The sequence below is a fragment of the Leuconostoc sp. S50 genome, from assembly GCF_016624925.1.
In the GTDB taxonomy this organism is placed as follows: Bacteria; Bacillota; Bacilli; order Lactobacillales; family Lactobacillaceae; genus Leuconostoc; species Leuconostoc pseudomesenteroides.
The window spans coordinates 1-2,410 of sequence record NZ_JACVUE010000023.1; the positions used below are offsets into that span (position 1 = coordinate 1).

Here is a 2,410-nt window from a genome sequence, read left to right on the forward strand (position 1 = left end):
CTCCTTAATTATGATTATTTTAGTCTAGGTATTTACCCCTTATAACAAGTTCAACATTTCACAATGTTGCTTATTATTTTATTTTTTAAAACACAATATATTAAAGTATTAAGCATAATGAAGATTTTGTTTTTGAAGTTAAATAAAAACGACCCTGGAAAATTTTTCAGAGTCGTTTTTCAATTCTTGACGCTTATTTGATTTCTTATCAGTCGTGTGTCATTTTGACTCGCTCTAATATAAATAATATCACCAGCTCGTAATACTAAATCGCCCTTTGGAATCAGTACATGTTCAGATCTCTTGACCAGTGTAATCAAACTATTGGAACCCAGTTGCAAATCTCTTATTTGTTGATCTTCTAAGATACCACCAGCAAGAACTGGCACTTCCGTGGTTGTCATGGAGGACATCGTTAGATGCACTGGTTTTCTTTTTAACAAACGTTCTAGCAAAGATTCATATATTGGCGCACCATTTAATAGATCAACTACTAAGTAGGCTACTAAACTTACAAGTGCTAAAGGTAAAATGTGGGTCACACTCCCCACCATCTCAAAAATAAGAATAATTGCAGTAAATGGTGCTTTACCAATACATGCGAAGTAACCGGCCATACCGATCACAATAAAGTTTAAAGCATAATTTGCACTCATGAGATGTAAATAGACAAATATATGAGCCATTAATGCGCCACTTAGTGCACCTAAAGTCAAAATAGGTAAAAAGATGCCTCCTGGCAGACCGGAACCGTAACTAATCATTGAGAAAACAAATCGAACTAACAAAATTACGATGATCATTTTCATTGTCAAAGGTGTTTCTTTCAGCGACAAAATTAAATTATTGCCCCCACCCAAAAGATTTGGCCATAAGATTCCAATTGGTATCACCAAAGTAAACGGCACAATACCGTATAAATATTTAGGGACCTTAATTTTACTGTAACAATTTAAGCTGAATAGTAAAACTTTTTGATATAAAAAGCCAAATAAACCTAATATAATACCAAATACCAACAATAAGCCATATAACTGTACCGGGAAAACACTTAAGTGACCAACAGATAAAACTGGTGTTTGGCCAAACAAAACCGTAGAGACAAAATCCGAAACGCTTGCGCCTGTCAATGCACCAACCCAGACAAAGGGAGAAATACTGTGATAGACTTCTTCCAATACAAACATAACGCCGGCTAAAGGTGCATTGAATGCAGCTGATAAACCAGCAGCGGCACCACTGGCTATAAGCCCTTTCGATTGATTATGACTAAGATGTTTATATGATGCTACACCGTGACCAATTGATGCACCCAGTTGAATTGAGGGACCTTCCCGCCCCAGCATCAAACCACTACCAATAGCCAAAATTCCTGATATAAATTTTCGCCACAATGTCGACCACCAGTTTATTTTTAGTTCACCTAATAATAGACCTTCAACCTGCGGGATGCCGGAACCGGATATATTAGGTTCTTTGTTTAACATCCATGCAACAATTAAAAAGCCTATAAAATTGGCTATCATCAAAAAAAATATTAGCATTATATTGCCATGTGAAATATCTACATACAACGCTTGCACAAATTGAAGCAATTTTTCAATTGTCCATCGGAAAACACTAACAACTATTCCTGTTAAAAAACCTATAAGTGCACCATATAATACTACTGACAGCTTTGATGTATTGAGTCTAATTCTTTTTTTAAACATAAAATCAGTGTACAACAAAAACGAGTTTGATTCCAAGCATAAAAACTATTAATGTTTTTCGGCAAGTTGCCTTTTTGCTTGATACAACTGTTCTTCAATCTTATTCAACCCGCTTTCGGTATTACGATCAGTTCCCTTAATTAGCAAGTCTAAATCACGATAAGCAAAGGTTAGCTCAATTGATTTTGAAACCAATTCTTGCACCCTAGATACTAATTCTTTGTTAAAAAAAAGCACATCTCCGTAAGTTTGAGATTGTGCTTGCCTGATTTTGGCTTGTAATTGCATTGATATGCTCAACGTTGTTTGGAAGTTTGGCGCACCAGCTTTGAATTGAAAGCCTTGTCTATCAGTTTCTAGTGTTTGGTCGAGTTGACTATATAAGTCTCTAAACCGTTCTAACTGCTTAATATACAGCTCTAATTGTTCTGGCTTTAACCATATCTTTGTTGGCATTTTATTTATTCCTTTCATTTTTAACTGCAAACAAAAAAGCTAGTACCTATCAAGCACTAACCCATTTGTGACTAATCATATATATTTGTACTCATCAGTACATCAAGTCCAATAATAGAAATTCTTTCAGATACATAGACCCAAGATTTCTTTAGTTTCAATTTCATTTTTTATATCCTTTCACTTTTAATTGCAAACAAAAAAGCTAGTACCTATCAAGCACTAACCCATTTGTGACTAAT

2 protein-coding genes are annotated in these 2,410 nt (G+C 34.9%); both read right to left on the reverse strand.

Going from position 1 to position 2,410, the window contains the following annotated elements; translation table 11 throughout:
• Window positions 1-179 precede the first annotated feature (179 nt).
• Window positions 180-1,712, reverse strand: coding sequence for a ClC family H(+)/Cl(-) exchange transporter (locus IAE53_RS11200; RefSeq protein WP_200136517.1), 1,533 nt, complete (start codon window positions 1,710-1,712; stop codon window positions 180-182).
• Between the two features lie 48 nt (window positions 1,713-1,760).
• On the reverse strand, window positions 1,761-2,168 hold the full coding sequence (locus IAE53_RS11205; protein WP_200136518.1) for a hypothetical protein: 408 nt from the start codon (window positions 2,166-2,168) through the stop codon (window positions 1,761-1,763).
• Window positions 2,169-2,410 lie beyond the last annotated feature (242 nt).